The organism is Kribbella sp. CWNU-51, from assembly GCF_054073265.1.
The window spans coordinates 55,116-66,538 of sequence record NZ_JBSXMZ010000023.1 but is presented as its reverse complement, the minus strand read 5'-3'; the positions used below and the strand labels follow the sequence as shown (position 1 = coordinate 66,538).

The 11,423-nt window shown below is 69.4% G+C and carries 7 protein-coding genes and 1 riboswitch; of the genes, 4 read left to right on the top strand and 3 right to left on the bottom strand.

Translation table 11 applies throughout. The features are described from left to right. Positions 1–35 precede the first annotated feature (35 nt). The gene (locus ACXC9Q_RS24110) at positions 36–1,310 is read right to left on the bottom strand and encodes a vanadium-dependent haloperoxidase (protein ID WP_457058920.1); all 1,275 of its coding nucleotides are present in this window, start codon (positions 1,308–1,310) and stop codon (positions 36–38) included. 154 nt (positions 1,311–1,464) lie between these two features. Continuing rightward, positions 1,465–1,596, top strand: a riboswitch (cobalamin riboswitch). A gap of 36 nt (positions 1,597–1,632) precedes the next feature. Between ACXC9Q_RS24110 and cobN the strand changes: the two genes are divergently transcribed. The 3 genes from cobN (at position 1,633) to ACXC9Q_RS24095 (ending at position 6,682) form a co-directional block, all read left to right on the top strand. Then, positions 1,633–5,340 carry a cobaltochelatase subunit CobN gene (cobN, locus tag ACXC9Q_RS24105; protein ID WP_457058919.1) on the top strand — a complete coding sequence of 1,236 codons (3,708 nt, stop codon included), beginning with the start codon at positions 1,633–1,635 and terminating at the stop codon, positions 5,338–5,340. A 12-nt stretch (positions 5,341–5,352) separates the two neighbouring features. Further along, the gene (gene surE / locus ACXC9Q_RS24100) at positions 5,353–6,117 is read left to right on the top strand and encodes a 5'/3'-nucleotidase SurE (RefSeq protein WP_457058918.1); all 765 of its coding nucleotides are present in this window, start codon (positions 5,353–5,355) and stop codon (positions 6,115–6,117) included. Between the two features lie 292 nt (positions 6,118–6,409). Then, positions 6,410–6,682, top strand: coding sequence for a hypothetical protein (locus ACXC9Q_RS24095; protein WP_457058917.1), 273 nt, complete (start codon positions 6,410–6,412; stop codon positions 6,680–6,682). Here ACXC9Q_RS24095 and ACXC9Q_RS24090 read toward each other — a convergent pair. Continuing rightward, entirely contained in the window at positions 6,676–9,612 is a 2,937-nt protein-coding gene (locus tag ACXC9Q_RS24090; RefSeq protein WP_457058916.1) for a helix-turn-helix transcriptional regulator, read from the bottom strand. The two genes, ACXC9Q_RS24095 and ACXC9Q_RS24090, sit on opposite strands and share 7 nt — an antisense overlap. A gap of 98 nt (positions 9,613–9,710) precedes the next feature. Further along, the gene (locus ACXC9Q_RS24085; RefSeq protein ID WP_457058915.1) at positions 9,711–10,292 is read right to left on the bottom strand and encodes a TetR/AcrR family transcriptional regulator; all 582 of its coding nucleotides are present in this window, start codon (positions 10,290–10,292) and stop codon (positions 9,711–9,713) included. Between the two features lie 101 nt (positions 10,293–10,393). Here ACXC9Q_RS24085 and ACXC9Q_RS24080 point away from each other — a divergent pair, with 101 nt between their 5' ends. Continuing rightward, the gene (locus ACXC9Q_RS24080) at positions 10,394–11,413 is read left to right on the top strand and encodes an aldo/keto reductase (protein WP_457058914.1); all 1,020 of its coding nucleotides are present in this window, start codon (positions 10,394–10,396) and stop codon (positions 11,411–11,413) included. Positions 11,414–11,423: the final 10 nt, after the last annotated feature.

Sequence of the window (11,423 nt, the reverse complement as noted above, 5' to 3'; positions counted from 1 at the left end):
GCAGCGCGCGGCGAGGAAACGGTCCGAGTCGACGCTCAGTGGTGGAGCAGCCGGAACTCGTGGGTGATCGTCCACGTGGCGGTGCGGTGGCCGAGGCGGTTGGCGTCGGTCATGGCCTTCCGGAAGTGGATGCCGAGCCAGATCCTGGCATTCATGGTCTCGGCATCGAGGGCCGCGGCGCTGTCGTAGTGCCGGGTCGTCCCGGTCACCGACGAGGAGATGTCCAGGTTGATGGACCGAGCGCCGAACAGATAGCTGAACGTTCCGGTTGCTGCGCCGGTGCCGGATGCGTGCCCACTGACGTAGTCCGGATAGGGCGGCGTCTGGACCAGCGACATCCAGGTGGCGTCGGGCTTGGTCGCCGGGTTCCCGTCGGTGTCCGCGAGCCGGATCGCGGTGATCGGTCGCCAGTAGGCGTAGTCGTACTTGGACCGCCAGCACGCGATCAGCGCATCGGCGATGCTCGTGCTGAGCAGGGCGAACGCCCGGGCACTGTCGGTGATGTTCATCCCCCGTGCGATGACCTGCTCGCGGAGCGCCGTCTGGTACTGCAGCACGGCGTTGGCGTTCCAGAACAGCGCGGTCTCGGTCTGCGCCGCGGTCCGAGTGGATCCGACCAGCGCACCCTTGGCCTTCACCTCGGCGAAGTCCCGGGCATAGGCCTTCGACGTGATCGGGTACGGGCCGGGCAGCCGGAACTGGGTTGGCGAGCGGAGCGCTAGCGGTACGACGAAGCCGAGCCACGGGGCCAGCATCGGCGCGAAGGCATCAGGTGTCGGACGCCAGACTCCCGGGGCGGGCGTCACCGTCAGCTGGATGGTCGCGCCTCTGCCGTCGTCGGCCCGAGCCCGGATCAGCGTCTCAGCCGCGTGCCGGCCGACCTCGGTCCCCCGGGCCTTGGCGCGACCGTCGGGGATGGTGGCGAGCGACGCGGCGTAGTCGGTTGCGAGGTTCGCGGCCGAGGCGGGGAAGTAGTACCGCAGCACGTCGTACGCCGCGGTCGCGGCCGCCGCCTCGGAGGAGGCCCTGCCGCGGACCTTCGGTTGCTTGATGTACGGCTCGTAGCGGCCCTCGATGGCCACCACCGCGTCGTACACGGCCAGCGACGCGAAGGCGTAGTACAGACTCCCCACCGGGACCGGGGTGGCGTTCTCCGTGTAGATCGTCCGGCCGGCGATCGCGTTCCACTGGGTGATGACCGCCGGGTTCGCGTGGTTGCCGCCTGCCTGACTCGGCGTGGCGGCGAGGGCAGGAGCGGCGAGTCCGGCCGTCAGGACGACGACCAGAAGTCTCCAGACCTTCAAGCGCATGATTGCCTCCTTCAGGTGAAGCCGGGCCGATGGCTTGCGCTGAAGAAGACGCTGTCGTGCGACGCCGGAGGGCGTCCGCAGTACAAACCCGTTTGGCATTCCGGCCTACACCTGTAGCCCGCTCAGGTCATGAGCTGTGCCCGGCAGGTCGCCGGGCTGGTCGGCTAGAGTCGGCACGTCATCGACGGCACGTGCAGGAACCCGGTGTGAGTCCGGGACGGTCCCGCCACTGTGAACCCCTCGCACCCGAGGGGGAGTCAGGAACTGCCGCCGTCGTACCTCCGGTCGGGGCGTGGACACCCCGAGGAAGGACCGGTTACGCGTGCCCGCGAACCTGCTGCTGCTCTCCACCGCCGACACCGACCTGCTCGCCGCCGCCGAGGCGGACGCCGGCTGGACGGTCGCGAACCCGGCCCGGCTCGACCTCGACGGCCTGGCGCCGTTACTCGCCGACGCCGAGGTCGTCGTGGTCCGTCTGCTCGGCGGACGCCGCGCCTGGGAGGAAGGTCTCGACGCGGTCATCGCGTCTGGCAAGCCGGCTGTGGTCGTCAGCGGTGAGGCCGCACCTGACGCCGAGCTGATGTCGCTGTCGACCGTGCCCGCGGGTGCGGTGACCGAGGCGCTCGCCTACCTCCGGGAGGGCGGTTCCGAGAACCTGCGTAACCTGGCCGGCTTCCTGCGCGACACACTGCTTCTGACCGGCGACGAATTCGAGCCGCCGCGCGCGCTCCCGGCGTACGGCGTCCGCGGGACGTACGTCGAGGACGACCGGCCGGTGGTCGGGATCGTCTACTACCGCGCGCACGAGATCTCCGGGAACACCACGTTCGTCGACACGCTGGCCGCCGCCGTCGAGGCGGCGGGTGCGCAGCCGCTGCCCGTGTACTGCGGGACCCTGCGAGGACTGGATCCGACGTCGTCCGAGAATGCCGGACTGTTCGACCTGCTGCGTAAGTGCGATGTCCTGGTGACGACCCTGCTCGCCGCGGGCGGATCCGTCGCGGCCAACGCGAGCGCCGGCGGTTCCGACGACTCCTGGGATGCCGGGGCACTCGCCTCGCTCGACATCCCGCTGATCCAGGGCCTCGCGCTGACGTCGACCCGTGAGCAGTGGCTGGCCAGTGACGCCGCGGTCAGCCCGCTCGACGCTGCCACGCAGGTCGCGATCCCGGAGTTCGACGGGCGACTGATCACGATCCCGTTCTCCTTCAAGTCATACGACGCCGATGGGCTGGCCCGGTACGCGCCGGACCCGGAGCGGTGCGCCCGGCTGGCCGGGATCGCGGTCGCGCACGCCCGCCTCCGGCACGTGCCGGCTCACGACAAACGGTTGGCTCTCGTGTTGTCGTCGTACCCGACCAAGCACGCGCGGATCGGGAACGCGGTCGGTCTCGACACACCGGCGTCGGCCGTGGTCCTGCTCGGTCAACTCCAAGAGGCCGGGTACGATCTCGGCGACCTCGATCTCAGTGAGCTCCAGGGGCCGGACGGCGCCGACGGGCTGATCCATCGGCTCATCGCCGCAGGTGGTCACGACGTCGACTGGCTGACCGACGAGCAGTTGACGAACGCCGTCGCGAAGGTTCCGCTCAGCGTCTATGAGCAGTGGTTCGGGCGAGGGCCGGATTCGTTGCGTACGGCAATGACCGGGGCGTGGGGCGAGGCGCCGGGCGAGCTGTACGTCGACACCTCCGGCGACGAGCCTGCGATCGCCCTGGCGGCGTTGCGTTTCGGGAACGTCGTGCTGATGATCCAGCCGCCGCGTGGCTTCGGTGAGAACCCGGTGGCGATCTACCACGACCCGGACATGGCCCCGTCGCATCACTACCTGGCGGCGTACCGCTGGCTCGAGGCCCCGGCCGAGGAGGGCGGCTTCGGCGCGCACGCCGTCGTCCACCTGGGCAAGCACGGGACGCTCGAATGGCTGCCGGGCAAGGGGATCGGGATGGCGGCCGGCTGTGCGCCGGACGCCGTCCTGGGGAATATGCCGATGGTCTACCCGTTCATCGTCAATGACCCCGGCGAGGGGACACAGGCCAAGCGGCGCGCGCACGCGACCGTTGTCGACCACCTGGTGCCGCCGATGGCGCGCGCCGAGACGTACGGCGACATGGCGAAGCTGGAGTACCTGCTCGACGAGTACGCGACCGTGTCGGCGCTGGATCCGGAGAAGGTGCCGACCCTGCGGGCGCAGATCTGGACACTGATCCAGGCGGCGCAGCTGCACCACGATCTGCACACGGACGAGAAGCCGGACGACCTGGAGTTCGACGAGTTCGTCCTGCATCTCGACGGGTATCTGTGCGAGATCAAGGACGTGCAGATCCGCGACGGGCTGCACATCCTCGGCGGTGCGCCGGCCGGCGAGGCGCGGGTCAACCTCGTGCTCGCCGTACTGCGGGCTCGTCAGCTGTGGGGTGGTTCGTACTCGATCCCCGGTCTGCGGACCGCGCTGGGGGAGACGTTCGGCGTGGACGAGGCCGAGCTGCTCGCGAACCCGGGACGAGCCGCGGACCTGGCCGACCTCGCAACGCTGGCCGATCTGCCCGCGGTGAGCGGGGCCGACGGGGTGGATCTGCTCGAGGCGGTCGCGCGCAAGCTTGTCGTGGCGATGGAGACCCTGAGCTGGGACGCCGCGAAGGTCCCGGTCGTCGTGACCGAGGTGCTCGGGCGGTCGTCGGCCCAGGTCGAGTCGTCCCTGACCTTCGCGGCCGAGGAGGTCGTGCCGCGGCTCGCACGGACCGGTGACGAGCTGACCAACGTCCTGCGCGCGCTGGACGGCCGCTTCGTCGAGGCGGGCCCGTCGGGCTCGCCGACGCGTGGCCTGGTCAACGTGCTGCCGACCGGCCGCAACTTCTACGCCGTCGACCCGAAGGCGATCCCGAGCCGCAACGCCTGGGACGTCGGCGTCGCGCTGGCCGACTCGCTCCTCGCCCGGCACCAGGCCGAGACCGGGGAGTGGCCGCGGTCGGTCGGCCTGACCATCTGGGGTACGTCGGCCATGCGGACCCAGGGCGACGATCTCGCCGAGGTGTTGTGGCTGCTCGGCTGCCGCCCGGTCTGGGACGAGGCGTCGCGGCGGGTCACCGGCTTCGAGGTGGTCGGTCCGGAGGAGCTCGGCCGGCCGCGGATCGACGTGACGATCCGGATCTCCGGCTTCTTCCGGGACGCGTTCCCGCACGTGGTCGCGTTGCTCGACGAGGCCGTGCGGACGGTCGCCGCCCTGGATGAGGATGCCGCTGGCAACTACCTTCGCGCGCACGTCGACGCCGATGTTGCTGCGGGCAACGACGTACGCTCCGCCACCGCGCGGGTCTTCGGCTCCAAGCCCGGCTCGTACGGCGCCGGCCTGCTGCCGCTCGTGGACGCGCGGAACTGGCGCACCGACGCCGAGTTGGCCGAGGTGTACGCGGTCTGGGGCGGGTACGCCTACGGCAAGGACCTCGACGGGGCCGAGGCGCGCGGCTCGATGGAACGCGCGTACGCCCGGATCCAGGTGGCGGCGAAGAACGCCGACACTCGTGAGCACGACATCATGGACTCCGACGACTACTTCCAGTACCACGGCGGCATGATCGCGATGGTCCGCCACCTGACCGGATCCAATCCGAAGGCCTACGTGGGGGATTCCGCCGTACCGGCGCAGGTTCGGACGCGGACGCTGGAGGAGGAGACGAAGCGGGTCTTCCGGGCCCGGGTGGTGAACCCGCGGTGGATGGCGGCGATGCGGCGGCACGGGTACAAGGGCGCCTTCGAGATGGCCGCGACGGTGGACTACCTGTTCGGGTACGACGCGACCGCGGGCGTGGTCGACGACTGGATGTACGAGACGCTGACCACTTCGTATGTGGCAGATCCCGAGATGGCGGAGTTCTTCCGCAAGTCGAACCCGTGGGCCCGGCACGGGATCGCCGAGCGGCTGCTCGAGGCGGCCCAACGCGGTCTGTGGTCGGCTCCGACCGACGAGGCCCTTGAGACGCTGCGCAGTGCGGTCCTTGAGACGGAAGGTGACATCGAAGACCGCGGCTGATTGGGTAGAGGTATGGCGTCGGAGCAGCTGAGAGTCCTGATCACCAACGATGACGGGTACCAGGCTCCGGGGATCCGGGCGCTCGCCCCGGCGATCGCCGAGCTCGGGTACGACGTACTCGTGGTCGCACCGCTGCACGACGAGAGCGGTGTCGGCTCGGCCCGCGCCGGCATGGTCGGCCGCCCGATCCGCATCGCCTCCGACGAGGAGTCCGGCGTCACCTTCAACGGAATCGACGGTACGCCGGCACTCGCAGTGACGCTGGCGTCCGTCGGGGCGTTCGGCCGGGCACCGGATGTGGTCATGTCGGGGATCAACCGCGGCCACAACATCGGCGTACCGATCTTCCACTCCGGCACCGTCGCCGCGGCGCTCACCGCGGCTGAGCAGGGCAGGTCGGCTGTTGCCATCAGCATCGACTCGGAGGACCCGTCGTACTGGCCGACCGCGGCCACGGTCGCCGCCGAGGCGCTCGGCTGGATCATCTCCGAGCCGGGCGGCACGGTGGTCACGATCAACGTCCCCGACCGCCCTGTCGACCAGTTGGCCGGCGTCCGCCACGCCTCCCTGGCCCCGATCAAACGCTCCCGCATCATCGGCGCCACGGCGCCGACCGGCGAGCCGATGATCGAGCTGGAAGCTCCTCATCCCAACCCGGTCGCGGGGTCCGACGAGGCCCTGCTCGCCGCGGGCTTCGTCACGGTCACCCCGATCGTCGGCATCAGAGAGGTCAAGGACGACGCGGCAGCGACCGCCCTCGAGAAACGCCTGTCATGAAGTTCCTCGTCGCCGAGTCCAGCGCGCGCCACCGCAGCTCTTCATCCACGGCCACGGCGACGGCTATCACTTCCTGAGCACCTGGGGATCGAGCGGTAGGCGAACCTCGGCCACTCGGGCGGCTCTCCGAGCTCACTTCGGCCTGGCGACAGCCCAAACCGCGCGCCGAACCCACCGGCCCCCGACACCTAAGGGGGTGCGCCGTGGATCTGAGGGGGAGCGCCTGATGTGGCGGTCGCAGCGCTCAGCGCACGGTGGATGCAGACGGCGATCCACGCCGTGAGGAGGAGTTATGAAGCACTTCCGTACCCTGATCGCCGTACCGGTAGTGACCTGTGGGTTTGTGCTGGCCGGGGCGACCCAAGCGTCGGCTCAGTATGCCGATCCCGAGCGTGGCACCCACGGCGAAGGTGCCGTGGTCGTCACCCAGCCGGGACCGAAGGTGCAGGTCGACGACAACGTCGCCGAGAGCGTGCAGGCAGGTGCAAGCGCCATCGGCGGGGCCGGGATCGCGCTGGCAGCCGTGTGGGCTTACCGGCGTCGTAATCCGGTCGGCGTTCACTGATCCGGCAGCCGTCGCTCAGCCAGAGCGGCGGCTGCCACCCGGCTCGTCGTACCGGTCTTCCGGAGAATGTTGGACACATGCACACTGACCGTCTTGTCACTGATGAACAGCTCCTTCGCGATCTCCCCGTTCGACCGCCCAGCCACCAGAAACGCCAGCACCTCCCGCTCCCGCCCGGTAAGCCCCGCCAGGACCGGGTCATCGGCCGCCACCACCGGAACCGGCTCCTCCAGATCGATCCGCGCCCGCCGGGCCAACGCTTCGATCTCGACCTGTAAGGGCTCGGCCCCCAGCTCGACCGCGCCACGATGAGCCTCCCGCAGAAGCTCACGCGCATTCCACGGAGTCCACCCACTCGCCAGCCCTGCCTCCGCGCACCGCCACTGCGCCATGACCTCGTGCCAACGACTTCCCGCCGTAGCGCAGGCCGCACTCGCCTCGCGCCAACGCTCGGGTTGATTCGGAGTATCCCGGCATCTACTGATCTCGGCAGCCCAGAGCGCCTGATTCATCGCCTGGACGTCCGGCCCACCCATTCCATCGACGAAGGGTTCCCGCGACCAGTAGTCGATGACGCCGTCCAGCGCCTCCACCGCCGCGGCCAGCCCAGCAGGATCACCGCGATCCCGGGCAACGCGAGCTGCCTCGGCCGCCGCCTGGGCATACACCGGAAGCGCCTCGTCGTCCCAGGGACCGGGAGGATGATCCTGAGCTGTCAGCCGTGGGCGTGCCCAGGTCACGGCCTCCGCGGCCGCTCCTTCGGCGATCATCAGTTCGATGCCGGCGTAGGCGACGGTGGGGCGGAGTGGGTTGAAGTCGTCGGAGATCAACTCCAACGCCCGATCGAAGTGCTGTCGTGCCTCTTCGGTCCTCCCTGACCTCACACTCAGCCTGCTCGCAGCCAGCCTGACAGCTGCTCCAGGGATCCCGGCGGATCGTCCAGCCAACGCGGACCGCAGCAATGCCCGGCACTCGTCCCAACGGTCGAGGTCGATCAGTTCGAACGCGGCGATGCCGGCGAGGAAGTTTGCCCAGGAGCCGGCGCCGGCAGCGACGGCGTCGAAGTAGGCCTCGCGGGTGACCTCGGCTGCGTCGGCCCACCGGCCGAGCTCGTGCAGGGCATTGAAACGGATGATGGCGGCGTCGTTGGCGGTGTCGGTATCTCCGCATGCCGTCGCCATCTGTATTGACAGCTCAGCCTCGGCGAGCGAGGCCAACGGCGCGGAGTCCTCCAACACCGACGCGCGCGCGCACAGTGCCCGTCCAAGGGCCTGCGTCGAGCCTGACTTGTGGCCGATCCGGACGGCTTCCTCCGCGTGGATTTCGGCGTTCGGCAGGCCGTGCAGAGACTCGGTCTCAGCTAGCTCGGCGAACGCGACGGCGCGTTCCGCACTCACGGGGTAATCCGTCGTCAGCTCGATCGCTTCGAGGAACTCTTCCAGGTCGGCCATCGCCGGCGCCGTCGATTGCCAGCGGCAGTTAGCCCTGATGACCAGCAGATCGCAGGCCAGCAACGGCTGTTGCTCCCTGTTCACCAGAGTCAACGCCTCCGTGAGGAGCGTCACTGACACCTCGGGCCAGCCTGCCCGGAGGCAGACGGCGCTCGTCCGCCGTAACAGGTCGATCCTCTCAGCACGTCCCCCGCGGGCGGTTGGTGACACCGTCTGCCAGAGAGCACACGCTCGGCGGAGCTGGATCGCCTCCTCCGTTGGCGCCCGCAGGCTTTGTGCGTGATCGGCTGCCACGAGGGACCAGTGGTAGGTGGCGTCGATGTTCCCTGCCTTTTCGTTGTGGATCGCCAGGTCCGCAGCCTCAACCTCGGTGGGCCGCGACTCGAGTACGCGGATGTAGTCGGCATGGAGCTGTGCCGCGTGGTCCGGTGGCAGGCCGTCGTACAGGACCTCGGCCAGCAGCGGGTGCCGGAACCACGAGGTCCCGTCGACTGCAGTCTCCACCACGCCGCGGACGTGAGCCTCCGCCAGACAGGGGGCGACCAAGCTCGCATCGAGTCCGTGGCCGGCGGCGACCTCGGCCAGTACGGCCGATGAGGTCGGTCGCCCGCCGACCGCGAGGATTCTGGTGACCAGGCGGGCCTGGTCCGACAAGCCGTGCCAGGCGGCAAGCAAGGCGTCGCGGAGTGCGGCCGGAACCGTTGTGGGAAGGGCATTCTCAGCGCCGGACAGACCGCTGACCAGCAGTTCGACGAGGTAGGGGTTGCCGTCCGACCTGGCCAGGACCCGGGAGGCGAGTTCGATGTCGGGCGGCCGGCCGAGCAGTCCTTCGATCTCGCTGCTGGTGGCATCCAGGTCCAGCGGATCCAGCTGGAGCTCACCGAAGAAGGGCATCCGGCGCATGTCGACCAGCCACGAGTGGAGGGGATGCCCCTCGCCCCGTTCCTCCGTCCGGCAGGTGGCGAGGAGTACCAACGGCTGGGAGCGGAATCCGGCGATCAGGTAGGCCAGCACGTCCAGCGAGGCGACGTCGGCCCATTGCAGATCGTCGACGACCACCACCGTGGGCCGTCGTACCGCGATCCGGTTGAGCACAAGGTCGACGAGCATCGGGAGTCTCGTCGTGTCGATGCCCGCGCTGGTGCCAAGGGAGGGGAGCAATGCGCTCAGGCCCTCGGTGCCGGCGAGGATCTCCTCCTTTTCGTCGGCGTCCGCGTGGGTGAGCCAGTCCTGTAGGGCGCCTGCGATCGGGGCGAACGGGACCGACGCGCCACCGAAGTGCACGCAGGATCCCCAGAGCACGTTCAACTCTGAGGCTCTGCAGACTTCCCGGGTCAGTCGAGTCTTGCCGATCCCGGCTTCGCCATGGATGACGATCGCGTGCGGGCCGCCGGCCACGGCGTGTCGCAGCGCGTCGCCGAGGAACTGTTGTTCGGCAGCGCGTCCGGCGAAGCGACGATCGGGCTGCAGACCCCCCATGGGTACTCAGTGAACACCCTGCAGCCCCTTGGCGGGACCCTTCGGTGAAGTGGGCAGCGTTCGACCCCCGAAGGTGGACACGTATCTCTGGAACGCTCCTAGGTGAGCCGCAGTCCGGCGATGAGGAGGCCGACCATGCGGCGGGCGTCGTACCGGACGTCGTTCTCGGCGCCGATGCAAAGGTTGCCGACGCCTCGCATCAGTTCGTAGGCGTCCACGTCGGCGCGGATCTCTCCGGCCGCGGCGGCCGCCTCGAGCAGTTTGGCGCACACGGGCACAAGGCGGTCGAGGAAATAAGTGTGCAGCGTCTGGAAGGCGGCGTCGTCGGACTGCAGCGCCTCGGCGAGGCCGTGCTTGGTGACGAGGAAGTCGACGAAGAGGTCGATCCAACTTGCCAGGGCGGCGTGCGGTGAGGTGCTGTCCGCCAGCAGCGCCGGACCCGCCTCGGCGCACGCTTCGACCTGGTGCCGGTAGACGGCGATGATGAGGTCGGCCCGGGTCGGGAAGTGGCGGTAGATCGTGGCCACGCCGACGCGGGCCCGCCCGGCGATGTCGCGGACGGGCGCATCGACGCCGGAGTCGACGAAGGCCGCTGCGGCGGCGTCCAGCAGTGTCTTCTCGTTCCGCCGGGCGTCGGCCCGCTTGCGCTGAGCAGGCTGCGCTGATCCGTCGTCGGCCATGCTCTCGCTGCCTCCTACCTTGCTAAGCGGAACGCTGTTCCGTATGTTGGGTAACGGAACATCGTTCCGTATCCGCCCATCATGCCAGGAGGAGCACCGTTATGCAGTACCGCACCTTGGGCCGCACCGGCGTACAGGTCAGCACCCTCGCGCTCGGCGCGATGAACTTCGGCGCGATCGGCCGTACCAGCCAGGACGAGGCCACCGCGATCGTCGACGCCGCTCTGGAGGCCGGCATCAACCTGATCGACACCCCCGACATGTACGGCCAGGGCGAGTCCGAGCAACTGGTCGGCAAGGCGATCGCCGGCCGCCGGGACGACCTCGTGCTGGCCACCAAGGCGACCATGCCGATGGGTGACGAGCGCAACCACCAGGGCAGCTCGCGTCGCTGGCTGGTCAGGGCACTCGACGACAGCCTGCGCCGGCTCGGCGTCGATCACGTCGACCTCTACCAGATCCACCGGTGGGACCCGAGCACCAGCGACGAGGAGACGCTGTCGGCACTGACCGACCTGCAACGCGCGGGGAAGATCCGCTCGTTCGGCTCCTCGACGTTCCCGGCGTACCGGATCGTGCAGGCCCAGTGGGCTGCCCGCGAGCACCACCTCGGCCGCTACGTCACCGAGCAGCCCAGCTACTCGATCCTGCAGCGCGGAATCGAGGCCCACGTCCTGCCCGTGACCGAGGAGTACGGTCTCGGGGTGCTGGCGTGGAGTCCGCTGGCATCGGGCTGGCTGTCGGGTGCGGTCCGCGCGGGCCAGGAGATCAGCACCAGCCGCTCGGTCTTCGCGCCGGAACGCTTCGACACCACGCTTCCGTACAACCAGGCCAGGCTCGACGCGGTCGAGCAGTTGGCGAAGGTGGCCGACGAGGCCGGCCTGACGCTGATCCAGTTGGCTCTCGGCTTCGTCACCGCCCACCCTGCCGTCACCAGCGCCCTCATCGGCCCACGGACCTTGGCTCACCTGCACTCGCAGCTCGCCGCTGCCGATACCGTGCTCAGTCCTGATGTCCTCGATGCGATCGACGCCATCGTTGCCCCCGGCATCGATCTTGCCCCGCACGAGAAGTTCGACACACCACCGGCGCTGCTCGAGCCGTCGCTGCGGCGCCGGTGAAAGGACGAGC